General features: G+C 44.3%; 25 protein-coding genes. 13 read left to right on the forward strand and 12 right to left on the reverse strand.

What is annotated here, in order from left to right; genetic code table 11:
• Position 1: 1 nt before the first annotated feature.
• Entirely contained in the window at positions 2-1,204 is a 1,203-nt protein-coding gene (gene manA, locus GFS24_RS05015; protein ID WP_153658464.1) for a mannose-6-phosphate isomerase, class I, read from the reverse strand.
• A 37-nt stretch (positions 1,205-1,241) separates the two neighbouring features.
• Between manA and GFS24_RS05020 the strand changes: the two genes are divergently transcribed.
• Both GFS24_RS05020 and GFS24_RS05025 read left to right on the forward strand, forming a co-directional pair.
• Positions 1,242-1,586: a YraN family protein gene (locus tag GFS24_RS05020; protein ID WP_153658465.1), complete on the forward strand. Its 345-nt coding sequence runs from the start codon at positions 1,242-1,244 to the stop codon at positions 1,584-1,586.
• 135 nt (positions 1,587-1,721) lie between these two features.
• Positions 1,722-2,003, forward strand: a complete 282-nt coding sequence (locus GFS24_RS05025; protein ID WP_153658466.1) for a hypothetical protein — start codon at positions 1,722-1,724, stop codon at positions 2,001-2,003.
• A gap of 275 nt (positions 2,004-2,278) precedes the next feature.
• Here the strand turns inward: GFS24_RS05025 and GFS24_RS05030 are convergent, their stop codons facing one another.
• Both GFS24_RS05030 and folP read right to left on the reverse strand, forming a co-directional pair.
• A complete protein-coding gene (locus GFS24_RS05030; RefSeq protein WP_153658467.1) occupies positions 2,279-3,088 on the reverse strand; it encodes a diadenylate cyclase in 810 nt (269 codons plus the stop codon).
• 16 nt (positions 3,089-3,104) lie between these two features.
• Positions 3,105-3,965, reverse strand: coding sequence for a dihydropteroate synthase (gene folP, locus GFS24_RS05035; protein ID WP_153658468.1), 861 nt, complete (start codon positions 3,963-3,965; stop codon positions 3,105-3,107).
• A 99-nt stretch (positions 3,966-4,064) separates the two neighbouring features.
• Between folP and GFS24_RS05040 the strand changes: the two genes are divergently transcribed.
• From GFS24_RS05040 to GFS24_RS05070, 7 genes are all read left to right on the forward strand, one after another.
• Entirely contained in the window at positions 4,065-4,607 is a 543-nt protein-coding gene (locus GFS24_RS05040) for a DUF1599 domain-containing protein (RefSeq protein ID WP_153658469.1), read from the forward strand.
• 8 nt (positions 4,608-4,615) lie between these two features.
• Positions 4,616-5,707 (forward strand): BT_3928 family protein, encoded by a 1,092-nt coding sequence (locus GFS24_RS05045; RefSeq protein ID WP_153658470.1) that lies wholly within the window; start codon positions 4,616-4,618, stop codon positions 5,705-5,707.
• A 2-nt stretch (positions 5,708-5,709) separates the two neighbouring features.
• Positions 5,710-6,768: an ABC transporter permease gene (locus GFS24_RS05050; RefSeq protein ID WP_153658471.1), complete on the forward strand. Its 1,059-nt coding sequence runs from the start codon at positions 5,710-5,712 to the stop codon at positions 6,766-6,768.
• Between the two features lie 117 nt (positions 6,769-6,885).
• Positions 6,886-7,404, forward strand: a complete 519-nt coding sequence (locus GFS24_RS05055) for an RNA polymerase sigma factor (RefSeq protein WP_153658472.1) — start codon at positions 6,886-6,888, stop codon at positions 7,402-7,404.
• Positions 7,391-7,885, forward strand: coding sequence for a hypothetical protein (locus tag GFS24_RS05060; RefSeq protein ID WP_153658473.1), 495 nt, complete (start codon positions 7,391-7,393; stop codon positions 7,883-7,885). Before GFS24_RS05055 ends, GFS24_RS05060 begins: the two co-directional genes overlap by 14 nt.
• A 52-nt stretch (positions 7,886-7,937) precedes the next feature.
• A complete protein-coding gene (locus tag GFS24_RS05065; protein ID WP_153658474.1) occupies positions 7,938-8,477 on the forward strand; it encodes a DUF4252 domain-containing protein in 540 nt (179 codons plus the stop codon).
• Positions 8,478-8,549: 72 nt separating this feature from the next.
• A complete protein-coding gene (locus GFS24_RS05070; RefSeq protein WP_153658475.1) occupies positions 8,550-9,071 on the forward strand; it encodes a DUF4252 domain-containing protein in 522 nt (173 codons plus the stop codon).
• A gap of 235 nt (positions 9,072-9,306) precedes the next feature.
• Here GFS24_RS05070 and GFS24_RS05075 read toward each other — a convergent pair whose 3' ends face one another.
• Genes GFS24_RS05075 through GFS24_RS05085 form a run of 3 tightly spaced genes read right to left on the reverse strand, consistent with a single transcriptional unit; the run spans position 9,307 to position 12,155 of the window.
• On the reverse strand, positions 9,307-9,594 hold the full coding sequence (locus GFS24_RS05075) for a DUF721 domain-containing protein (protein ID WP_074238571.1): 288 nt from the start codon (positions 9,592-9,594) through the stop codon (positions 9,307-9,309).
• 15 nt (positions 9,595-9,609) lie between these two features.
• Positions 9,610-10,449, reverse strand: coding sequence for a bifunctional transcriptional activator/DNA repair enzyme AdaA (locus tag GFS24_RS05080; protein ID WP_153658476.1), 840 nt, complete (start codon positions 10,447-10,449; stop codon positions 9,610-9,612).
• Between the two features lie 59 nt (positions 10,450-10,508).
• The gene (locus tag GFS24_RS05085) at positions 10,509-12,155 is read right to left on the reverse strand and encodes a M1 family metallopeptidase (RefSeq protein ID WP_153658477.1); all 1,647 of its coding nucleotides are present in this window, start codon (positions 12,153-12,155) and stop codon (positions 10,509-10,511) included.
• A 119-nt stretch (positions 12,156-12,274) separates the two neighbouring features.
• On the opposite strand from GFS24_RS05085, the gene GFS24_RS05090 reads away from it, so the two are divergent.
• Complete coding sequence (locus GFS24_RS05090) at positions 12,275-13,885, forward strand: ABC transporter substrate-binding protein (RefSeq protein WP_153658478.1); 1,611 nt, start codon at positions 12,275-12,277, stop codon at positions 13,883-13,885.
• An 89-nt stretch (positions 13,886-13,974) separates the two neighbouring features.
• On the opposite strand, the gene GFS24_RS05095 is transcribed toward GFS24_RS05090, so the two are convergent.
• Positions 13,975-17,160, reverse strand: coding sequence for a TonB-dependent receptor (locus GFS24_RS05095; RefSeq protein WP_153658479.1), 3,186 nt, complete (start codon positions 17,158-17,160; stop codon positions 13,975-13,977).
• A gap of 249 nt (positions 17,161-17,409) precedes the next feature.
• Here GFS24_RS05095 and GFS24_RS05100 point away from each other — a divergent pair, with 249 nt between their 5' ends.
• The 3 genes from GFS24_RS05100 to GFS24_RS05110 all read left to right on the forward strand — a co-directional run bounded on the left by GFS24_RS05100 (position 17,410) and on the right by GFS24_RS05110 (position 20,850).
• Complete coding sequence (locus GFS24_RS05100; protein WP_153658480.1) at positions 17,410-18,177, forward strand: acyl-CoA desaturase; 768 nt, start codon at positions 17,410-17,412, stop codon at positions 18,175-18,177.
• 593 nt (positions 18,178-18,770) lie between these two features.
• Complete coding sequence (locus GFS24_RS05105; RefSeq protein ID WP_173002972.1) at positions 18,771-20,186, forward strand: alkaline phosphatase family protein; 1,416 nt, start codon at positions 18,771-18,773, stop codon at positions 20,184-20,186.
• A 19-nt stretch (positions 20,187-20,205) separates the two neighbouring features.
• A complete protein-coding gene (locus GFS24_RS05110; RefSeq protein WP_153658483.1) occupies positions 20,206-20,850 on the forward strand; it encodes a hypothetical protein in 645 nt (214 codons plus the stop codon).
• Positions 20,851-20,904: 54 nt separating this feature from the next.
• Here the strand turns inward: GFS24_RS05110 and GFS24_RS05115 are convergent, their stop codons facing one another.
• The 5 genes from GFS24_RS05115 to GFS24_RS05135 all read right to left on the reverse strand — a co-directional run bounded on the left by GFS24_RS05115 (position 20,905) and on the right by GFS24_RS05135 (position 24,309).
• The gene (locus GFS24_RS05115) at positions 20,905-21,561 is read right to left on the reverse strand and encodes a response regulator transcription factor (RefSeq protein ID WP_153658484.1); all 657 of its coding nucleotides are present in this window, start codon (positions 21,559-21,561) and stop codon (positions 20,905-20,907) included.
• Complete coding sequence (locus tag GFS24_RS05120) at positions 21,558-22,358, reverse strand: sensor histidine kinase (protein WP_153658485.1); 801 nt, start codon at positions 22,356-22,358, stop codon at positions 21,558-21,560. The genes GFS24_RS05115 and GFS24_RS05120 overlap by 4 nt, the downstream gene beginning before the upstream one ends.
• Complete coding sequence (locus tag GFS24_RS05125) at positions 22,334-22,984, reverse strand: hypothetical protein (RefSeq protein WP_153658487.1); 651 nt, start codon at positions 22,982-22,984, stop codon at positions 22,334-22,336. Before GFS24_RS05125 ends, GFS24_RS05120 begins: the two co-directional genes overlap by 25 nt.
• Entirely contained in the window at positions 22,984-23,595 is a 612-nt protein-coding gene (locus tag GFS24_RS05130; RefSeq protein WP_153658488.1) for a hypothetical protein, read from the reverse strand. Before GFS24_RS05130 ends, GFS24_RS05125 begins: the two co-directional genes overlap by 1 nt.
• A 180-nt stretch (positions 23,596-23,775) precedes the next feature.
• Entirely contained in the window at positions 23,776-24,309 is a 534-nt protein-coding gene (locus tag GFS24_RS05135) for a PH domain-containing protein (protein ID WP_153658489.1), read from the reverse strand.
• Position 24,310: the final 1 nt, after the last annotated feature.

A 24,310-nucleotide genomic window follows, 5' to 3' on the forward strand; every position in this document is an offset into this window, starting at 1 on the left:
ATTAAGGAATAGATGCTTTAAACACTGTTAATTCAGCCGTAGCTGTTAGGGAATAGGTTTCCCCGAAGGCGGCAAATATGGAAGTGCCCTTTTTCAATGGGAGTTCTCCGTTTACGGTGCCTTCCCCGCTTAATACGATCCATGTTTCCGGAGCCTGGGCAGTGTGTTCATATATTTCTCCGGGCTGCAGTTTGATCTGGCTTACCACAAAATCAGGTGCAGGGGTGGGGTAGATGCGTTCCAGGCCATTGTGGATGGGCTCTCCTTTGAGGATGTTTGGATGTACTGCTTCGAAACGGGTGTGTTTCAATAGTTCCTCTACATCTATATGTTTGGGTGTGAGTCCGCCGCGTAATACGTTATCTGAGTTGGCCATCAATTCTGCATTCTGGCCTTCTAAATAAGCGTGGGGGATGCCTGCATCCTGGAATACGGCGTCTCCGGGTTTTACGTTGACGATATTGAAGAAGTAGATGGAAAAGATACCTCGGTCTAAACGGTTGAGACCTTCCGGATCATTGGCGATGGCGCGGGCTGTCCAGAAAGCAGGATCGCTTTTTTCTAATGTGCCGGCTGCGTAGGAGGGGAGTACCCTTTCTGCCAGGGGGCGGAGAAGGATGTTGATCTCTTCCTGGGGTAGTTCCATGACCGCTTTGTAGAGACCTTTGTAACCTTCTTTTTCAAAGATATTTGTGAATGACAGCAGTTCAGGCACAGTCTGTAATACTTCTTTGAGTTGAGCTTCCGGCAGGAAACCATGCAGCAACCAGAAGTCGCTCAGGGCTACCATGATCTCCGGTTTGTGATTGGCATCTTTATAATTACGGTTGGCTGCCGTAAGGGGAATACCCGCTTCGTTTTCCCTGGCGAATCCTTTTTCTGCTTCCGCTTTGGTGGGATGTACCTGGATAGAGAGCATGTCCTTCACGTCCAGGATCTTAAACAGGTAAGGCAGTTGACCGAAACGTTTAGCAGCTTTCGCGCCCAGTCTTTCTTCCGGATTTTCTGCGATGTAGGTGCTCAATAACAATGGGCCTAATTCGGCCTCTATGGTAGATGGCGCACTCTGATGTGCTCCCATCCAATATTCCGCACTGGGTTGATCAGATACGGGCAATCCCAATAGTTGCGGGATGTAGGTGAAACCTCCCCAGGCATAATGTTGTACCTTGCCATTCAGGTAAAATAATTTCCGGTAGCTCATTGATTCCATTGTTAAGTTGTAAAAATAGAAAAATCGAATGGCTTCTCATCATGAAGTAGGGAAAAAGGGAGAACTATTAGCGGCTGACCATCTTCGGCTTAAAAATTACCAGGTGCTGCATACTAACTGGACGTACGGAAACCTGGAATTGGATATTGTTGCCCGTTATCGTGGTGTGCTGATCTTTGTAGAGGTTAAGACGCGTAGCACACAATACTTTGGTATGCCGGAGGAATTTGTGCATGCGAATAAAGCGCAGTTGATCCGGCGGGCCGCAGATAAATATATGGATCAGTATGGATTGTTGCCGGAGGAGATCCGGTTTGATATTATCGCGATCACTGTAGATAAAGAGATTGTGCATTTTGAAGATGCTTTCTAACCCGCGCCGGGACTGCTTAACATCGTTTTAACAAATACGATTCCATACGGATATAATTAGTTGTATATTTGTGTATCCAATCAAATAATCGTCTCCTGTAAAGAACCGTCGTCGTCAATCCAAAAAAGGTTCTTTATGTATATCTGGAGTTTAGTATTAACCATGCTCACAAATAATGTTGCGTTGCAGCAGCTTCCTTCTGTTGAGGGTACTGTTTGTATTCAGGTTCCTGTTATGGAGCAGCAGAAGGGTACGGTGCAATGTACTATTTATGATGAGCAGCAGGTGCCGGTTAGGATGATCCCTTTAGAGGGAGGGCATAAGTTGGGTGTGTATACTTTGCAGTTACGTACTCTGGCGGCTGGGAATTATGTGGTGAGTGTGCAGGATCTGCGGTTGTCTGTTAAATTGAAATAGTTAAGATTTTATAATAGAGTCATCCCCCCAAACATAGATCCCCCGAGATAATCGGGGGACTTTGTATTTTAGGGAGTTTGCCGCGCTGCAAAGGGCGGAGTTTTTTTTCTTTTGAAGGGTTTGTGTTCTTCAATAAAAAATCCACCGATAGATCGGTGGATTTTTTATTTTATAAGGGGAGTTTTTTTATTTAGAGTATTCCTCAATTTATATAGGGGTGTTCTTCAAAAAAAATCCCCCCCCACATTTATAGGGAATCTTGTATTTATAGCTTTCTAGTATCCATCTACCAATACCTCATACATCTTCACCTTTAACTCCTCCAGAGAAACATTCTGTACCAGCTGGCCATCTTTGGCGTAAGAAACTGTGCCTCTTTCTTCTGAGACTATCAGTGCCAGGTTATCACTGTGTTCTGTGATCCCTACTGCTGAGCGGTGGCGCATGCCTATGCGGGTTGGAAGATTGGGATTTTCGGAGACAGGGAGGATCACTTTTGCGGCTAGTATTTTGTTGCCTACTATGATCAGGGCGCCGTCGTGTAGCGGGCTGTTCTTTTCGAAAATACTTTCTATCAGTTTGGCACTGATGTTTCCATCTATGGCGATGCTTGAAGCGGTATCAAATTTTACGCGGTAGGTGGTGGCGATTACGATAAGCGCACCTGTTTGTGTGGCCATCATGTGACCTATTGCTGTGATGATCTCGTTGATCATCAGTTCTTCTTCTTTATAACTTTTAAAACGATCGGGGAGGAAGAGTTTTGTGAAGAAGCTGTCTTTGCTGAGAGGGGTTTTCTTTCCGAGCACTAACAGGAATTTTCTGATCTCTGGCTGGAAAATGATAATGATGGCTATTAATCCTACGTTGATGAAATTCTGCAGGATATTGGTTAGGATGGGCATTTGCAGCGAACGCACCAAGAAGTATGCGGCATACACCATCAATAAACCAATGAAAATATTAAAAGCCAGACTGCCTTTCAGCAACCGGTAAAGTTGGATCACCAGGAAAATTACAACCAAGAGGTCTACAACATTCAGCCAACGAAACTCAAATCCATAAAATTGATATACATCCTTCATATCGACAAAAATAGCATTAAATTGATTTCAGAAAAGATACAATACGTGTTGCTTCTACCGCTTCTTTTACATCATGCACTCTCAGGATAGCGGCTCCTTTTTGCAGGGCCAGTGTTTGCACTACAGTTGTACCATTTAATGCTTCGGAAGCAGAATTTCCTAACAGGCGGTAGATCATGGACTTCCGTGATACGCCTATTAAAATGGGTGTTTCCAGCATCTCAAAAACATCGAGGTTTTTCAACAGCTGGTAATTGTGTTCCAGCGTTTTACCAAAACCGAAACCTGGATCTATGATCACATCGGTAATACCTGCCTCCCGGCATTTGGCCACTTTTTGGATAAAATAATCCAGTACCTCCTGGGAAACATTATTGTATTCAGGGTTTTGCTGCATATCTGCTGGCGTGCCCTGCATGTGCATGGCAATATAAGGCACCTGCAGTTTTGCCACGGTTTCCAGCATCAGCGGGTCCATATCGCCTGAGCTTACATCATTAATAATGGCAGCACCGGCCTGGATACATTTCTCCGCAACAGAGGCATGATAGGTATCGATGGATAAAATGGCTTCCGGGAAATGATGCAGGATGCCATGGATAGCAGGTAATAAACGTTCCTGTTCTGTTGCAGCACCAACTTCCGGGGCACCGGGACGGGTACTTTGAGCTCCGATATCCAGCATCAGGGCTCCTTCTTCCAGCATATCGCCAGCACGGTCTATAATATGATGCAATTCCCGGGTACGGCTGTCCGCATAAAAAGAATCATCCGTTACATTAATGATCCCCATCACGGCAGGGCGGGAGAGGTTTATTAACTTTCCTTTACATCGGATCGTAAAATCTTTGCGTAATAATGTATTTTTGAAACTCATTGACAATCAATTACGAATTAAGGATTACGAATTACGAATGATTAACAACAAATTTATCGTAAAAAAAGGCTTATTTCGTAATGACAATAGAAATAGATTATGACTCAGGTACAATATGCGGAAGTAATAGCGGGCTGCAAGGATGTATTCATCAAGAAAACGAAGGATTACGGTACATCCTGGCGGGTATTACGACCTATCTCTATTGTAGATCAGATCTTTATTAAGGCACAACGCATCCGTAACATCCAGGAGATCGGCCAGCAGAAAGTGGCGGACGATATCAACGGGGAATTTGCGGGGATCATCAATTACGGTGTTATTGCCCTGATCCAGATGGAGTTACCGGATGATCCCTATACTGATCTGCCGGTTGAAACAGTTTCCCGCCTGTACGATGAAAAGATCGCTTTCATCAAAGGGGTGATGGAAAACAAAAACCATGATTACGGAGAGGCCTGGCGGGATATGAGCCAGGAATCTTTTGTTGATCTTATCCTGACTAAGTTACTGCGCATCAAACAGATCCTCCGGAATGAAGGTAAAACACTTATTTCTGAAGGGATGGATGCCAACTATGTAGATATCGTGAACTATGCCGTATTTGCACTAATCCTGTCGAAAGAAAAAGAAGCATTATAATTTAACTTATGAGACCAATCCTGATCCTATTCCGCATTCTTGTAGGCGTACTTTTTATCTTTTCCGGACTTATCAAAGCGAATGACCCGTTGGGCCTCAGCTATAAGATGGATGAGTTCTTTGAGGTACTGCACATGCATTTCCTTGTACCTTTTTCCCTGGCTTTTTCCCTGCTGATGAACGCTTTTGAGATCATCGCGGGTATTGCGGTGTTGCTGGGATACCGCATGCGCATTTTCTCTTTCCTTTTATTATTACTGATCATCTTCTTCACTTTCCTTACGGGTTTTGCGCTTTTCAGCGGCCTGATCAGGGAATGCGGTTGTTTTGGTGACTGTATCAAATTAACAGCGGAACAATCTTTCTGGAAGGATATCATCCTGTTGGTGATGATCGTGGTGATCTTTATTTATCGCAACCGGATACAACCATTGCTGGCAAAGAAACCAATGGCAGCTGTGATGATCCTGGCGGTATTGTTCCCCATCATCCTGCAATGGTATACTTTATCGCATTTACCGATCGTGGATTGCCTTCCTTATAAAATAGGCAACAACATCACAGAGAAAATGAAACCGCCTCCAGGTTCAACACCTGATGTGATTCAAATGGTGCTGATCTATGAAAAGGATGGCAAACAACAGGAATATACAACGGAGAATTATCCATGGCAGGATTCAACCTGGAAGTATGTGGACCGTAAAGACAAACTGATCAAAAAAGGTAATGCGGAACCTGCTATCAAGGATTTCATCCTTACGGATTACGATGGCAATAACCAGAATAATGCTGTACTGAAAGAAAGTTTGCCTGTGTACCTCTTTATGGTGCTGGATGTTAAGAAAGCCGGTTCAGGTTGGGATAATAAACTGAAAGCCCTTGTGCAACAATTCAAAGAGGGCAAACTGGTGCTTTTTGGCATAACAAGTTCCACCAGAGCAGCTGTGGATGAATTCAAAGCGGCACATGGCTTACAGGATATTCAATTCCTGCAAATGGATGGTACAGCTATCAAAACTGCTGTAAGAAGCAATCCTGGTTTGATCTTACTGGATAAAGCCACTATCAAAGGCAAATGGCATTATAATGATATCCCATAATTATGCTGCGATATTTCCTGCGTAAACTCGGCTACGGTGTCCTCGTCCTTCTGGGTGTGGTGATCGTAGTTTTCCTGCTCTTCAACGTACTCCCGGCAGATCCTGCCAGGCTTACGTTGGGGCAGCGGGCCGATGTTACTTCGCTGGAAAATGTGCGGAAAGAACTGCATCTGGATAAGTCCAAAGCAGCGCAGTTCTTTTATTACCTCAATGATCTTTCGCCTATTGGCATTCATTCCCGGGAGGAATTGCAATCTTCTTTGAATGGTCTTGCGTTGTTCAGTGTGGGAGGGGAGAAGGTGCTGGTAATTAAGACGCCTTATCTCCGCAGAAGTTACCAGGGCAAAAAGGATGTGTGGGAAATATTAACGGAGGCTTTGCCGGGCACGCTGGTATTGGCTTTGGCAGCCATGATCTTTGCAACCATCGTAGGGATCGCATTGGGGATACTTTCTGCGGTGAAGCAAAATACCTGGATGGATACGAGTGCTGTATTTGCCAGTGTGATCGGGATTTCAGCGCCTTCTTTTTTTACAGGTATTGTGCTGGCTTATCTTTTTGGTTTTGTACTGAGTGATTACACCGGGTTACATATGACCGGGAGTTTATTTGATATCGACCCCTTTGAGGGCAGGATACTCAACCTGCGCAACCTCATTTTACCTGCTATTACTTTAGGCATCAGGCCACTGGCCATTATTGTACAATTAACGCGCAGCGCCATGCTGGACGTTTTAGGGCAGGATTACATCCGAACGGCTTATGCCAAAGGGTTGAGCAGACCTGTTATTCTTTACAAACATGCTTTGCGGAATGCTCTCAATCCTGTGATCACTGCTATTACGGGATGGTTCGCTGAATTGCTGGCGGGCGCTTTCTTTGTAGAGTACATCTTTGGCTGGAAGGGGATCGGAAAAGTAACGGTGGATGCCCTGGAAAAGTTCGATTTTCCGGTTGTAATGGGGGCTGTACTGTTTACGGCTGGTATCTTTGTGCTGATCAACCTGCTGGCGGATGTATTATATAGTATCGTAGATCCCCGCATTCGTCTAAGTAATTGATCCTCAATCAACTGATATTTATTTTCTCTTATTTTGTAACAAAGGTAATTTGTGGTCGTCTTCTTATTGTAACACGCTGAATGGAGCATCTCCTTCCGCCAAACCTAAAAACTGAAAATGTCGTCCGAAGTATTCCTTGCTCAAATAATGCCTATCAAGCAGAAGCTGTTTCGCTTCGCGCTTCGGTTACTGGGCAACGAGGAGGATGCGAAAGACATCATTCAGGATGCCTTTATGAAAGTGTGGCACAACAAAGAAAAGATGGGGGAATTACAGAACCTGGAAGCGTGGTGTATGCGCATCACCCGTAACCTGGCGCTGGACAAGCTGAAAAGCAAAAAGTACCGCATCACGGATCATCTGGACAGGGCGAATGAAGTTCCTGCCAGTCATCAGCAAACACCGCATCAGCGCTCAGAACAGAGTGATCTGATGCGGAGGGTACACAGCATCATCAATGCGTTACCCGAAAAGTATAAAACGATCCTGCAATTGAGAGACATAGACGGGCTTAGCTACCAGGAGATTGCAGAGGTATTGGATATTGAAATGAGCGAAGTAAAAGTAAACCTTCACCGGGCCAGAAAACAGGTGAGGGAACAATTACAAAACATACATGTATATGGAATACAGTAACATCAGGGCCTTGTTGGAAAAATACTGGGCTTGCGAAACCACAGAAGAAGATGAAGCAGAACTGCGCATTTTCTATGCCATGAATGAGGATGCCTTGCCGGCAGACCTTCAGGAAGCCGCGCCCCTGTTTCAGTATTACCATGATGCATCATCAGTGGAGTTGCCGGAGATAGAGATCCATGGCCCCTGGGAAGAGACTAAGATCATCCGTCCATTCTGGCAGGGCTGGATGAAATACGCCGCCGTTCTATTGGTGGCATTGGGAGTAGGACATTCCGTGTACAACTTCCAGCAAAAGAACCGTAACGATGGGAATCAGTTAGCTTTCCACGATACCTTCGACGATCCAAAAGTTGCTTATGAAGAAACGCAAAAGGCACTGGCGATCATTTCAAAGAACCTGAACAAAGGCAAGGAGCAAATGGAGAAACTCAGTTACTTCAATGATGCTACGGGCATGATCCAGGGGAATAACAACTAAGGCTATTCTAGAACTGCATATCAACAATTTACAGTAACACAAATCATTTATCATGAAACGCATTTTCTTTCTCATATTCATCTCGCTCTGCAGCACACAGCTTGCACTGGCGCAGAGTAGCGTAGAAAAATTCTTCCTCAAATACCAGAACGATCCTTCGTTTACGGTGATCAATATCACACCGAAGATGTTCTCGATGTTTTCCAAAGTGTCTTCAGACGATCCGGATTTCAAGAAGGTTTCTTCGGTGATCAGCAAACTTAAAGGTCTGCGCATTCTCGTAAAAGAAGAAACTAAAGATGGGTCTAAGCTTTTTAAAGAAGCAGCGGCCTTCCTCACGGCGGATTTTGAAGAACTGATGACCATCCGGAATAAAGATGCGGATGTGAAGTTCATGGTGAAGGAGAACGCTAAAGGGAATATTGGAGAACTCATCATGCTGGTGGGAAGTCCTTCGGAATTCGTTGCGCTCTCTATCTTTGGAGACATTAACCTTACGGAGCTTTCTGAGATTGCAGGGGATATGAACATCGACGGGTTTGATAATCTAAAGAGCCTTCCCAGCGGCGGTTCCACTAAGAAGAAAAATTAAAGAAGAAAACGCCGTCCTCCATCCGCGGCGTCTTCCTATATCACCCTTTTTTAAACCTCATAACTATACTATATGATACGCTCCATATTTCTCCTCGCTTGTTGCCTGGCCTTTGTTGCCACTGATGCAAATGCCCAACGCAAACAATTACGCAAATTCCATAATAACTACCGCAGTGTAGCTGAAACTCATCGCATTGGCCTTAGCTTCCTGCCATTACGGATCATTAGCTGGTTCATCCCTGGTCGTGCTTTTGAAGGGGAAGCCAGAGATGTTAAATGGGCCCTGAAGAAAGTAAGAAGAGTTAAAATATATACCATTGATATGGATAACGGGGAAGCTGTTTCTTCTGATGCTATTGGTAAATTAAAGGAAGATCTCTATGCTTCTTATAAGTTTGAACCCCTTATGGAAATACGGTCTGCTGAAGGGAGTCATGTGCAATTCCTCAGTAATGGTAAGACGGATGATAGATTGGATAACCTGTTGTTGTTAGTGCAGGATGAAGGTGAAATGGTGATGGTGCATCTGCGGACTAAGTTAACCATGAATGATCTGCAGCGGATTACTGAGAAGTTTAAGAAAGAGATTTAGTGCTTGCTGCGTTCGCTGTGGGCAAAGAGATGTATTTTTTATTTTAGATAAAAAGAGACTTTGGTATTTCTATTTAAATAAAAAGAATTCAGCATTTGCTGCGTTCGCTGTGGGCTGAGAGATGGTTCATTTTAAATAAAAGAGATTTAGTACCTATTTAAATAAAAAGAATTCAGCATTTACTGCGTTCGCTGTGGGTAAAGAGAAGGTGTTTTTATTTTAGATAAAAAGAGTTCTAACGAATCATCACTTCCTTTACCGCTTCTTCCCCTAACATATCATTCACCAACCGAAGTATCCTGTCTTTAGAATAATTAAGTTCTTGTTTTAACGGTGCAACGGTAGTGGTTATCACCAGTTTGCCATCAAAGAGTTGTACACTTTCTGTATAACGGGCAATGGTTTTACCCACTACCTGTTCCCAGTTTTCCTGGATGCGCACTTCCAGCAGCCTTGGTTTAAACCTGCTGTTGTTAAGATATTCCCTTAACGCATCTCCCATACTTACAACCTTGTAACGCATGCGGCAAATGTAAGATTAAATTGCTGCTTTCTCGCCAATAACCTTTGATGCTTCCCAACCTATCATGGCAGTTTTTCTTTCTTTCCCCCAATGATATTCACCCAATATTCCGGTAGACCTTATAACACGATGGCAGGGAATCAGATATGCAACCGGATTATCTCCAACTGCTGAGCCGACCGCGCGGGAAGCTTTTGGATGTTGGATGGAATCTGCTATTTGCCCGTACGTGGAGACCTGGCCGCAAGGGATCTTCAACAGTGCTTCCCAAACTTTTAACTGGAACGGTGTGGCCTTCACATGTAAGCGTAAATCCTTTACTGCTTCATTCCTTTCCGTGAAAAATTCCTTTACTGTTTTGAGAATAGGAGATTCTGCTACTGTGATATTCGCTTTTGGCCATTGTGCCCTCAGTTCTGCGAGTGAATTTTCAAAGCTCTCGGTGAACTGGATGTTACAAACGCCTTTGTCTGTTGCCGCAATAAATACCATCCCGAACTGCGTGATCGTAAAAGTGCATTTGATGTGCAGGTTTTCTCCGCCGTTCTTGTATTCTCCGGGTGTCATGGCTTCCATGTTCACGAACATGTCGTGCAGGCGGCTGGTACCGGAAAGTCCGGTTTCAAAGGTGGTATCTTCTAAGGTGTAGTTCTTTGCCAGTAAGGTTTTGGCGTGCTGCAAACTGATGTATTGCAGGAACTTCTTAGGTGTTACGCCCGCCCATTCTTTGAATAAACGCTGAAAGTGAAAAGGGCTTAAATGTACTGCTGCCGCAATGTCGTCCAGGGAGGGTTGCTCCGTGTGGTGATCATTGATGTACTTGATGGCTTCCGCAATTGTTTCGTAGTGATGCATTGTTTTTTTTATTCAAAGTAACACCCGTTTTGATGCGTGAACAACCCGGTTCTTGCTATTTATAAAGCCTTGGTTTTGATGTAGAAATTCTTGTCTACTGCAAATTTGGAAGGATCAGTTAATTGTATAGCTGCCGTTTTCCATTCTGTGGTTGGATAAATGAAGCTGTATTTTCCGTTTGTGAGTGTTACTTTCACCGGAAGATCAAAATCCTTTACATCTGCTACCCAACGGTATTTCAACTCTTTATTGAGGATGAAATATTCCAGCACAGGTATTTTGGTATGACGCAGATACTGATCAAACACTTTGCTGAAATCATGCCCGCCATTTTTGCTGATATATTGTTCTACTTCCTTTGAAGTTACTGTCTGGTGATAGTAGGTTTTATTAAGCCCACGCAAGATCTTGCGAAATGTTTCGTCGTTATTGATCACCTGGCGGATGGTATGTAACATATTGGAGCCTTTGTAATACATGTCTGCGGAGCCTTCTGTGTTCACCCCGTAAGGTCCGATAATAGGCTCATCATTTCCGATCCTGCTACGCACACCTTGTAAATATGCATTGCCGGCTTCTTTACCATACTGGCATTCTGTGAAAATAGTTTCGGAATAATTGGTGAAACCTTCATGCACCCACATGTCTGCAATATCCTTAGTGGTGATATTATTCCCAAACCATTCATGGCCGCTTTCATGGATGATAATGAAATCCCATTTCATGCCCCAGCCGGTGCCGGAAAGGTCTGATCCGCGATAGCCCATCTTATACTGATTTCCATAAGCCACTGCACTTTGGTGTTCCATACCCAGGTGAGAGGTTTCTACGAGTTTATAACTGTCTTTATAAAAAGGGTAAGGTCCAAACCAGTGCTCGAAGCATTTCATCATGGGTTTTACCACCTGGAAATGTGTTTTTGCTTTAGCCAGATTGTAGTCCAGTACCCAGTAATCCAGGTCCAGCTTGCCATTCTCTCCGTTATACTGATCGCTGAAATGAACGTAGTTACCAATGTTCAGGGCAACGTCGTAATTATTGATGGGGTTGCCTACGAACCAGGTGAAAGTAGTAGTGTTAGGGGCGTTGGCGTCATCTTTTTTGCTGCGTAAGCGGCCATTGGAAACATTCGTGAGCCCTTTGGGGACTGCTACTGAAATACGCATGCTATCCGGCTCCTCCGTCTGATGATCTTTATTAGGCCACCAGATACTGGCGCCCTGGCCCTGGCAGGCAGTGGCTATCCATGGGCGGCCCAGGGAATCCTTTCCCCAAACCACGCCACCATCCCAGGGAGCACGTTTTGCTTCTTTGGGTTTGCCGTGATAACTAACCAGCAGGCTTCGTATTTTACCTTTAGGCTGTGGGGCTTTCAGATCTACAAACCAGGCATTTCCATCTCTTGTAAAGGAGAGGGATTCGCCATCTTGTATCACTTTATCTATGATCATTGGTTCCTGGAGGTCTATCTGTAGTCTTTGCGCCGGTTCTAAAACCCTATAGAAAATAGCATTCACGCCCACAATGGATTTCTCTTCCGGGTCCACTCTTATTTGCAGATCGTAGTAGGTAACATCCCACCAGCTTCTTTCCGGTGAAAGTGTGCCACGGAGGGTATCAGCATGGGTGAATTTACGCTGTTGAGCATTTGCATCTGGCAGCAGGAAGCTACAAATGGTTATCAGGATGAGGAGAAATGATCTCATTACGGTTTAGATTTGGATGGAAAGATATTTTAAATGGTCGATGAAAAGATCGATTTTATGATTACTGGTAGTTTATCTATGCAGAATTACTATTTTACTTCCGGTATTCATCCGCATATATGAAATATTATTGCTTACTTTTTACCATCTTCCTGCTTTCCTGTGGCCAGCGCAACAAGGAGCATAAAATGGTTTTCCGTTATAATCAGCCGGAAGGCATTCCTTCACTGGACCCTGCATTCGCCAAGAATCAGGCCATTATGTGGGCGGTGCGACAGATCTATAATACTTTAGTAGAACCCGATAGCATGCTGAATATCAGGCCATCTCTCGCTACGCGCTGGGAGGTTTCTGAAGACCGCCGCACTTACCGTTTTTATCTCCGGAACGATGTTTACTTTCATGATAATGAGATATTCCCCGGTGGCAAAGGGCGCAAAATGACAGCTGCGGATGTGGCTTATAGTCTTCGCCGCATTATGGACCCGGCTACCGCATCCCCTGGTGCCTGGATCTTCAATGGCACGGTAGATTCCGCATCTGGTTTCCAGGCTATTAATGATACTACTTTCCAGCTTACTTTATTACAACCATTCCATCCCATTATGGGGATCCTCAGCATGCAGTATTGTTCCATCATACCGCATGAAGCAGTAGAAAAATATGGCAAGGATTTCCGTAAACATCCCTGCGGTACAGGGCCTTTTAAATTTCATTACTGGGATGAAGGGCAGGCATTGATCCTCCATAAATACGATCGTTATTTTGAGAAGGATGAAGCCGGAAACCGACTGCCATACCTTGATGCGGTAAAAGTGTCGTTTGTAGACAGCAAGGGAACGGAATTCCTTTTATTTCGCCAGGGGCAGCTTGATTTCATCAATGATATTGAAACATCTTTCAAAGATGAAGTGCTTACCAAGCAAGGCCATCTTAAAAAGGAATGGGAAGGAAAGATTGCATTGATCACAGCGCCCTACCTGAATACGGAATACTTTGGTATTGTGATGGACTCTTCGAAACCCGGGGTAAAGGATTCTCCGCTGCGGGATATCCGTATCCGCCAGGCTATCAATTATGGTTTTGACCGGGTGAAAATGATGACATATCTGCGCAACAGTATTGGCATTGCGGCTACATCTGGTTTTGTGCCTGCGGGGTTACCTTCTTTTGATACAACTCAGGTAAAGGGATACACGTATAACATTGCAAAATGCAGGCAGCTATTGAAGGAAGCTGGTTATCCGGAAGGAAAAGGTTTGCCGCCGATCAAACTGGTATCTATTCCTATTTATGCAGACCTGGCCAATTATGTGGCAAACCAGTTGCAGGAAGTGGGCATTCCGGTTCAGGTGGAAGTGATTCAGAAAGGTACTTTGATGGACCAGGTGGCAAAATCAGCTGTTCCTTTTTTCCGGGCCAGCTGGATTGCGGATTATCCGGATGCAGAGAGTTACCTGGCCATGTTCTACAGTAAAAATCCTGCGCCACCGAATTATACACGCTATAACAATCCTGCTTTTGATCAGCTGTATGAAAAAGCGCTGCTGGAAACTAATGATTCCATCCGTTACAAATTATACCAGGAAATGGATCAGATGGTGATAAAAGACGCTCCTGTTGTTCCGTTATTCTACGATATTTCTGTGCGTTTCCGTCAGATGAATGTCACGGGATTAACCAGTAATGGCCTCAATCTGCTTGAATTAAGAAGGGTGAAAATAGAGTAGGGGAGGAACGCGTGACTTAACTTATGTAAACAAAAATCCCGATCTGTTTTCTGACCGGGATTTTTTGTTTGGAGATAATAAATAGTTTGTTAAAAGCCGTAACGCAAGCCTATCTGCACCTGGAAAGGTTCACCTGAAGGGCTTACTACACCAGCAGTGTTCACGCGATAATTGTAACGTGGCGTGGTAGGATCAAATGCAGGAACAGCAGGTGTTGCTCCATTTGCAGGAATACCTGCAGCATACAGTGCCTGGGTACCCAGTGATTTGTTTACGCCCCATGTTTTCTTGAACATATTGGCTACGTTGAAGATATCGCAGGATATTTCGATACCGTGCGTGGTTTTGCCGCTGAATTTAGTTTTCCAGGTAACCCTGGCGTCGTAAATGCCGTAGAAATCATTGATACCGCCATTTCTTTCAGCGAGCTGGCCGGAATATTTTCTGATATAATCTTTGATGCTTTCGCTTGCAGCAGGGTTGTTAAGGATAGCATTGAGCCCGTCACGTACATTCTGGGGAACGGCAGTATTGTTCCTGTCGAAAATATAGGCGAGATCGTTTGTGCCTGCCACAAAATCAGCATTACTGTTCACTCCGGAAAGCAGGGTGTAACGTGTACCACCAATACCGGAATAACGTATACCCACCGTAAATCCATAGAAAGTAGGCAGCGTACCAAATACTACTACTTTATGGCGGAACTGGTTATCTGAATAAGTTACATTGTCCAGATTGCGCGGATCATCTTTCACGGGCAGGGATAGGGTGGCGGAATTGGCCACGTTACCATTAAAGGAAGTATTATCCTTTGCATCATTCCAGGTATAACTTACAGATACTTCACCATCTTTATAATACTGCCAGGTAGCATCTACCACCACAGCAAACTGATTTACTTTACCTTCACTATTCAGTTCCAGTACACGACCCAGCTTGTTGCTGATACGGCCCTGTACCCAGTCGCCGGCACCATTTGCAGGCATTGTGCTGAGAGGAACATATACGCCACGATTACCTTCCTGTGGCAATGTGAAAAACGGTGTGGTGGCCATATTCCTGTCTACATAAAAATAGTTATTGCGGCCTAATGTTGCATAACCGGTGATACCAGCCTTCAGTTTAGCTGTGAAATAGTGGCTGTAAGAAAGGTTCGCTTTATAGATTACAGGCACCTTTGCATCAGGACCATTGGTATTGATAGTAGCTAACTGAAAAGCGTCTAATGAAGGAATGGTAGCCGGATTTGCGCGATAGCCGGCAAAATCAGGAACAGGAATATTCGGAGCTCTTACATCCACCGTGGCAGAGTGTTTACCGTCGAACACCAGGTTATTGATAATGATATAGTTATTAATATCTGATGCAAATATACCTGCACCAAAGCGGATGTAATCTGTATGCTCTTCTTTCACATCCCAGGTAAGCTGAAGGCGGGGTTGAATCACAGAAGATTTCAACTTGTTGTCTGTGCGTATTTTCAGCTCATCGTACACCAGCTGATTCAGTGGAGATTTAGGGTAGTGCGCATAATCGTAACGCAAACCAGCTGTCATATCCAGGCCTTTAGCGAGTGTGGTTTGCATTTGTGCATAAACACCGGCATTGAAGATCTTGCCAACAACGCTGGGGTCAGCCAGTAAGGGAACTTCGCGGTAATAACGGTAAGGCTGGTTATTATCAAAAGCGGTGAGGCCATTGTAATGGAAACGTCCGTTCACTTCACTGCCGTAGCGTGAATGAGCGCGGGTATACATGGCATCCACACCAAAAGTGAATTTGATGGTGTTGGTATTATAATACAGGTTGTCTACCAATTGTACTACATGGTTATCAAAATTTTCCTGCGCAAAACGATGGCCACCGATCTGGATGTTGGTAGACCTTGTATTTCCGTCAATCGAAGAAGTAACGTTTTCTACAATTGCACGGGGAATGTTTGCTTTGGGTAAATCATCCCCAGGTTCACTGGATTGATAAGTATACAGGTGCTGTACTTTCAGTTCGTTGGTAAAACGCGGGTTGATGGATGTACGCAGGGTTGCCAGTAAACTGTTATCTCGGTTGAAATCGTTACCGGTAGATTCGTACAGGTTGATGGATGTATTATCTACCAGGCCGAGCTTGTTGCGGTCGTTCGTATAATTATCACGGATGGTGAGCAGGTTTTTGCTATTGATCTGCCAGTCCAGACGAAGAAAAGCAGCATCAGAACCACGTTGCTTATCAAAAGAACCGTATTGTGCGTGATTGGAAACGCCATATTCGGTACGGGCGATGTTTACAAAATTATCCAGCGTGGCTTTGGTGATATTCAAACGAGCTTCATCAGCAGGTGACTGAATATCTGCGATCACAAGTGAACGAGTGTCCAGCTGATGATCCCAGGCAATAAAAAAGTGCAGTTTATCTTTAACAATGGGACCACCAAGTGAAAAACCGTACTGGTAAGTGGAGTAATTATTATTACGCCTGTTACCGCGGATATCATAACGGCTGGCCAGTTCATTCGCTCTTACATATGTAAAAGCACTACCATGGAGTGTGTTGGTACCCGATTTAGTTACAGCACTCACGGTACCGCCACCACTACGACCATACGTAACATCGTACTGGTTGGTTACCACCTTAAACTCACGAACTGCTTCAATAGAAATAGAATACGGAGCGCCGCTACGGCTGGTAGTAGATCCTGCAGATGTGGGGTTCTTGGAGTTCATACCATCGATGGTATAATTGGTAGAAGAACCGAGCTGACCGGAAATATTACCACCGCGGCTGAGTGGAGAAAGGTCCATCAGGGTGGAGAAATTTCTTCCGTTCACAGGTAACTGGTTCATGGTTTTGGCGGAAATAGCAGTAGCAGAGCCAATATTTTCGATCTTATTTTTTAGTCCCGAACCTACTACCTGCACTACCTGCAGGGTGGTTTCCTGTTGTTGCATAGTAATATCTATGCGTACGGCATCGCCCTGGTTGAGGAAATAACCACTTCTTTTCTGTTCTCCGAAGCCGGAGAAGGTAATATTAATGGTGTACGGACCACCGAGCGGTAATTCTTTAAATGTGAAATCTCCTTGTGCGTTAGTAACTGTTCGGGTAATGAAGCCGGTGGATTCGTTACGGACGGATACGGAGGCGCCGGCCTGAGGTTTCTTTTCTTCATTAAATACTTTCCCTGAAATAGACGCCTGAGTGGTTTGAGCAAACAGGTGTGATTGGGAAAGGCAACAAAGTAGAAACAGTAATAGAAACTGGAGGGAATTCTTTGCCATGTTAGGTTAGTTAGATTAGATTTGGATGAGGCGAAGGTGAGGGGGCTATGTTAATATGGCATTTCCTTAATATGAATTCTTTGTTATGGATTCTAACTGACCAGTGAAAGGAGGGGATACTTCAGTGAAATTATCACATATAGTGTATTAAAATATTCATTAACATGAAGTTAAAATATCTTGTTTTGCCCTGATTTTAAGCTACCTTTGCGGTTCACTTTTTTATTTTTTTACCGAAGTGGTTTTAACATGATAGCAATCCTTATTTTCTTTTTTGCACACTGGTTTCTCTCTTTATTCTTTCATACATTTTTCCTGCATAGATATGCATCCCATCAAATGTACGATACGAGCAAAGGTTGGGAAAGAGTGTTTTACTTTTTAACCTGGTTCTTCCAGGGTTCTTCTTACCTGATTCCAAGAGCTTATGGCGTTATGCACCGCATGCACCATGAGTATAGCGATACTGAACAAGATCCTCACTCACCACACTTCTTTAAAGACGTTTGGCATATGATGGTCCATACCCGCGAAATTTACGCAGGCTTTATCAGCAATACTAAAGTTCCGGATCCTCAGTTCACTAAAGATCCGTTACCAAGGTGGGATGCGATGGATCGTTTCGGTGATCACCGTGCAACACGTATTGTGTGGATGGCGATCTATGTTTCTTTCTACGTGATTTTTGCTACGCAGTGGTGGATGTACCTGTTGTTGCCGATACATTTCCTGATGGGGCCTGTACAAGGTGCTGTGGTGAACTGGTGCGGTCACAAGTATGGTTATAGCAACTTTAACAACGGAGACCATTCAAGGAACTCTGAGCCATGGGGTATCTTTTTGCTGGGTGAATTGTTCCAGAACAATCACCATATGCATAAAGACAGTGCTAATTTCGCGCAGAAATGGTATGAATTTGATCCAACTTATCCGGTGATGAAAATGATGCATTGGATGAAGATTATCAGATTGCGTCCCAGAGTTGCGGTGATCAATCAGGAGAAAAAAGCAGCTTAAATTAGGCTAAGATATTTTTGAAAGCAGCAGGATTTCGGTTCTGCTGCTTTTTTGTTTTGGAAATATTTTGGTGGGTTAATGCGGTGGGTTGAGTGGTTTTTTGGTCTGATTTTGGTGCATTATTGGGGAGATTATTCTTACACAAATAGTTCGGCATGGGTGATAATCGGCTTGGTTCATGCTTGGTTTAGTTAACCCTGAATATCCTTGAAAGTCTTATCTGCAGGCAGTTTCTTGCCATTTCTTTCTTCTTTACACAAATAGTATATATCATACCATATTTACATTATGTTAAATAGACCCCTGCAATAAAAAACAACTCACATTTCACCGCATAATTTGCCTTTCAAAAAAGAGATTACTTATGATAGGCCCAACAATGTCAAAGAACTTGCTTTCTCTAAATTAAGAAGTTCTCCTGTTGCCCTACTGCAGCTAATTTGTATTTCACCTTTTTTTCCTGTTTTTAAACCAGAAAAACCACCCCCTGAACAGTTGTTTTTAACCTTCCACGCCCGGGACTTTGTAAGGAAATTTGAATCTATAAACAGATTCTTCACTTCCAAATTATTCCCTGGTTTATGACACCCATCATGCCCCAAATCAAACATGTTGTGCATCTCATGCTCGAAAACCGGTCCCTGGATAATGTTCTTGGCTGGTTGTATGCTGATACGAATAACCGTCCACCAGTTAACCTGATCGATGTCCAGAACCCGCCGGTTTATAATGGCCTGGAAACGACTTTTTACAATCTGGACGCTGAAAACAATCAGCATTTTGTTGGAACCACCCCAGCTGGCAACACAACTATCCCTCCTTTAGACCCACAGGAAATTTTCCAGCATGTTCATACTCAATGTTATACACCACTTCAGGGTGGTCCGCCAGCAGCCTCTCCTGAAATGGGTGGTTTCTATCTGGATTACGCTAATTCTTTTGCCGGCCCAGTGGGTAGTGCTGACGATATTATGATGGCCTATCCGCCGGAAAGTCTGCCAGTCTTAAACGGTCTGGCAAGAAACTATGCGGTGTGCGACAAATGGTTTGCGTCCGTACCTTCCCAAACCTTTTGCAACCGGGCATTTGCAGCCACGGGTAATTCCATCGGCACTAACTGGCTCACCAAAGAATCTCAGGCCTGGGTGAATAACAGTCTTTTCATGGATTTCACCTCACCTACGCATTGGAATGTGTTGTCCGAAAACAACTGTGATACCCCTGATCACTGGATGATCTACTACAGCGAGTTATGGTTTCTGAGCACTAAGTTCTGCTTCACCCGTGACCTGTTTACTTCCCTACAAGACAGCAGTTTTGATCAACATTTCGCCGGTATTGAAAGTTTTTACGCACAAGCGGCGAATGGCACACTACCAGCCTATAGTTTCCTGGAACCGGATTGGGGATTGAAATTCTGGAAATTAGGCATCAACGGGAATGATTACCATCCTCCTTGTAACGTCAGTTCCGGTGAAGCATTTGTGCAACAAGTTTACAACGCAATATCCCAGGGGCCTGGATGGAATGAAACGCTCCTGATCATCACTTTCGACGAACACGGTGGAACATATGATCATTATCCCATTAACACAAATGCTACGCCGCCATGGGGACAGTCCACTCCTCCTGTTTGCGAATGTGATTTCGGGTTTGACACTTTTGGTGTAAGAGTACCTGCTGTGTTTATTTCTCCCTGGATCCAGCAAGGCGTTGTATTCCGGCAGCCTGAAGGGAGTATTCCTTTCGATCATACTTCCATCATCGCTACTGTTTTGAACTGGATGCAAGTGGATCCCGATAAATGGAATCTCGGCGAACGGGTAGCGAATGCGCCTACTTTCGAGGGCATCCTGAATCTTACTACACCACGAACGGATCTGTCTGACATTCAGATAAAGGCGAATCCATCCAATGATGCAACGCAGACGATGCCTGTCAGCGATTTGCAAATGCTGATCACTGCCCGCGCCTGGCGCCATGCGGCAGATTTGAATAAACATTTATAAACCTCAAAAAATAAAAACAATGAGTACTGTAACCTTCAAAAATTTAAGTTACCCTGATTTTGCAACGCAATTAACCCCTGCTCTTAATCAGTTCCTGCAAGACCACGAAGCTTTCCTGGCAGGTAAATCCATCAACAAGGAACAAGCCGTAAGAGACATGTACAGTCTGGTGCATGGTAAATACGCTTTGTACTATCAATCTCCCAGTGCCACTATTTCAAGCAGCTGTGTTACTGCGATGATCACCTGCGCGATTGATGTAGTGTCTATTGTATTACAGGCTGTGGGTGTGCCCGAATCTGTTACTAAAGCGGTAGCAGTGGAGATAGTGGATGACATTTCTCCGGAAGCATTAACTGGACTGGAAGCAGCTTTCAAAGCGTTGGCAGATGCTGATTCATTGACAGACAAAGCCAAAGCTATCTTCGCCCTTTTTGCAGGCTTTTACAAAATAACCGGTATCCGTCAAATCCTGGGTGCTATTGAACACAACATGGCCTGGTATGAATGGGTGCTCATGGGAACTGTGATCACTGCACAGTTAACTGCCTGGCTGGCCACGGATGGTATTGCGGCGATTGCTGAAATCGTTATTCTGGGTGCACTCGTTGCTCAGGCCGTTGCAGATGCAACGCTGGTTGTTAGTGCATGTAACATCGGTTGATTACTTTTACCTAAAAGGGCTTGACTAGTTTAGTCAAGCCCTTTTTATTTTGAGTCAGGGAATAAAAATATCGTTTTTGATGGCGTATAAAACTAAGCCTGTCCTGGATCTGATGGAGAGTTTCTCGAAAAGTTCCTGCCGGTAATTATCTATAGTGTGTGGGCTTAACTTCATTTCGTTTGCGATCTCTTTATATGTTAGTTCGGAACAGCACAGGCGCAGAAAAGTAATTTCATTACTGGTTAACCGTGAGGTCAGGCTTGGAAAAGATGCATCGGTCTGGATATTGCGAAGCATTTTTGCTGAGATCAGTTCATTCAGAAAATAACCCTGTGTATGCATGACCGTTATGGCTTTTACTACTTCGGTGATCCTGGATTCTTTCAACAGGTATCCCCCCACTCCGCTTTTCAACATGTTAATGATGGGTTTGTCTTCTTCGAAAGTGCTCAATGCCAGGATTTTTATGTCGGGATAGTTTTGCTTTAGCCATTTAGCAGCCTCATAGCCATCCATGACGGGCATGTTGATATCCATCAGGATGACATCTGGTAAAGGATTTCGGGTGATCTTTTCTTTCATTTCTACTCCGTTCGCGGCTTCAAAGACAATGCTGATCTCATGGTATTCAGAGAGAAGGCTCATCAGCCCCTGGCGGAACAATGTATGATCGTCTACAATGGCGATGGCAATGGATGGGTAGTTTGTCATGTGGTTTGGGATGAATAAGGAATGGAAATTGTGACGCTGGTTCCGTTGCCGGGTGCGGAAATAATGGTGGCAGTCCCTCCTATCATTGCTGCCCGCTTGCGGATGTTCTGTAATCCCATGCCGGTGTTTTGTATCATAACGGTTTCAGTGTTAAACCCGATGCCGTTGTCTTCTATTCTGATCCTTAAGATCTCAGCCATATAAATCAGTTCAATGATAATGGCAGATGCTTGTGAATGACGGATGATATTGTGCAGTGTTTCCTGGAAGATCCTGAAAATGATCAATTCTTTGTCGGGCTGCAATGGTAGGTCTGTGATCTCTTCTTTGCGGGTGATCTGAAACCTCCCGGATTTCTCCAGCCATTCCAATTCAAACCCGATGGCATGGAGCAATCCTTTGCTGATCAGTTCTTCTCCATGGAGCAAGCTCGAAAGGGCACGGATCTCTCTGATAGATCGGCGGGTGAGATCTTCGGCTGCAGTGATCTTTTCCAATGCCTGTGCGCCGTTGCGAATGTCTATGGAACTAAGGGTGATAACTGCTAAACCGAGGATCTGGTTGATGTTATCGTGCAGGTCGCTGGCGATCGTTTTCAGCGTATGTTCCTGTACTTCCATCTGCAGCTTTAGCAATTCATGCTGAAAATCCTGTTTCAACTGCGTCGTTTCTTCCCGATGTTTCTTTTTCCGTTTGTTATAAACTGTGATGTACGCAATGAGGAATCCTGGTGCAATCAGGAAAATAAAACTGATCCAAGCGATCAGCACCATTATTTCATTTGACGATACCTGCATATAAAAGCGTATGACCAGCAACCGTACTGCAATACATTCAGTACTTTAAAAATATGGTACCTGAGTGAATAATGAATACTGCGGGTCTCGGGGTCGTTCAGCAGATATTGGAAGAAAGTATTGGTAGCTGTTCCGCCGAAGTAAAAGATCAGTGCTCCACTCACCCACCAGAAAGGTGCATACGTGCCGAGGCTCACATAATGATCATCTTTCAGTACCAGGTAAAAGTAATACAGGGAAGCTAATATAAATACCACTGCCATCAGTACCAGGGTCTGATGTGCGTAATGGGAAAAGCGGCTACTGATGAGTTCCGTCAGGAAACATAGTGCAAACAATGTTATCCAGGCCAGGAATATATCCCGCCTGATGCCGTATGGTTTCAGCAAATGATAAAACATGCTACTCACAGCAAAACATTCTATCGGCAACAATCCATTATACAAAGGTGTATTGGGCTGGTGTAGTGTTTCCCGGAAATAAATACCACCCGTTTCCACCAGGCAAACGATCAAGAGGTAAATGGAGAAACGTTTCCATACGGGGTCTCTGTCTTTTGAAAGGCAAACGACACTTGTAAGGAAGGAGATCCATTCCGCAATTGTATTGAGGGTGAAGTATTGCATTATTTCCTGGTATTTCCCATATAACCCAGTAGTGTGGCACCTTCTGCAATACAATTGGACGGTGGCGGACACAATTCTCCGTGATTTTCGGGATCAATAGTGATCATGAAACCGTTTGGAGCAGTTCCCAATCCGGGTGCGTTGAAATAATCCCAGGAATAACCTGCACTGTCTTTTGTAGAAACAAGTACTAAGGTATTGTGCCCCCAGTAATCATGTTTAGGTGTTGGTTCCAGTTCACTGTGTGGGTTATAAGAAGAATCATAAGTAGCGAAATAGAAACGTACGCCGTTCCCTTTATCCTTTTCGATCTGGCAAAGCAGAGCTCTTAACCGCCATGCGGGAAACCATATACAGCGGGAGTTGCGCTGAAAAGAAACAGAATCTTTGTGGCCAGGGTGAGCTATGCGTATTACACCAGCATGGGGTGCATAGTTTTCTACATACCGACGGGCCTGCGCGATGGTCAGTAAGTCTTTTGCAGGAGGATTGCTGCTTTCTCCGCAACATTGCGGAATGGGTTGTTGTCCGCTGCGGGCTGCCAACCAACCGCACAGGATACCGACAATTAACATAATGCCTGCAATCAGGTAATTTTTGCGAGAAAACATAGGGGCAAATTGATTTAGGTTATCAGGGAATTCAGGGGCCTCCGGGTCATCATGTTTTACAATGTAACATAAAACTTCGGTAAACCGGAGAATCCAGTTCCTCAAAGATCATCTGCTTTCATCTGTCAGAAAAGGTGGAAAATAACCCCGGCGTGGAACTGTTTTTAGGGTTTTTAAAGATTAATAATTCCCTGTATCAAACTCTCCCACGCCTTTCTCGCTCCTCCGGGTTTCTACGAGTTTGCGGATCTGCTCTCTTAATTCTGTTGGTTTGTGGATGGCATCCAGCACCAGGTTGTGTGTGGTTTTCTGGGATGAAACCAGGCGGATATTTCCCAGAGAGAATATCCTGTAGATGAATGGTTCCAGCAGCAATACGTCCTTTACACGGTATAATTCGATTTCGAAGGTTTCCCTGTTGAAAACGCCTACTTTCCTGATAATTCGTTGATTTGTAAGTGTATACGTGGCTGTATTGATATAAAACCATGAATATAACATCCTCAGTGCGCAAAGCCCTGCCACTATGCTGATCCAGCCACTGTAATAATTCGCCAGCACCAGGCTGCCGATGGCGATTATCCCGTAAAGGGCAAAGTATTTAATGTTGAGGATCTGGCTGGATTTTCCTGTCCAGATGGTGGATTCCAGGTGATGGTCAGCGGATTGAGCTGCGGTATTTTTGGAGGGATCAAAGCCCAGGTTGTTTTCCATG

Origin of the sequence: Chitinophaga sp. SYP-B3965 (genome assembly GCF_009647655.1) — a bacterium.
Taxonomy (GTDB): Bacteria; Bacteroidota; Bacteroidia; order Chitinophagales; family Chitinophagaceae; genus Chitinophaga.